Here is a 533-nt window from a genome sequence, read left to right on the forward strand (position 1 = left end):
CCGGTTCACGGACGGCGGGCGTTCGTCGGGGGAGGACAGCCTGGCGTCGCTCAGTTGCTGCTCCGGTTCGCAGCCCTGAAGCTCTTGATCTCCGACACACTGCCGTCGCGATAGGTGAGCTCGACCGAGACGAATTGCGTTCCCGGGTTCAGCTTCATGTAGAGCGGCATGCCGGCGGTAATGGAGCCGGGATCGCGCATGTCGCAGGCCGGCATCTTCAGCACCTGGTTGGGAACGGCGGTATCGATGCCGATCCGCACCTCGCGGATTGCACAGCGATACGAAACGAGATGCGTGTAATAGACCAGCAGTCCGTTGAACTCGCGGAACGAGAGCCAGCTCGTCGCCGTCATGTCCAGGATCTTGCGCTGGTCGCGGATCAAGGCCGCTTCGGGATCGAAGCGGATCGGGAATGGTCCCTGCATGTCGCCGGACTGATCGACATAGCGGACCTCGATGGTCCCCGCCGGTGCGTCTGCCGGCAACTCGATCGACGGGTTGGGCATGCGCTTGCGCGTGCGGGGATCCAGAGT

General features: G+C 63.6%; 1 protein-coding gene. It reads right to left on the minus strand.

All coding sequences use genetic code 11. From position 1 onward, the window contains the following. Positions 1-50 precede the first annotated feature (50 nt). Positions 51-533: hypothetical protein (locus AACY08_RS28545; protein WP_339472448.1), on the minus strand; the 483-nt coding region annotated here is incomplete at its 5' end.

The sequence above is a fragment of the Pseudomonas sp. EL_65y_Pfl1_R83 genome, from assembly GCF_963970695.1.
Lineage (GTDB): Bacteria > Pseudomonadota > Gammaproteobacteria > Pseudomonadales > Pseudomonadaceae > Aquipseudomonas > Aquipseudomonas tritici.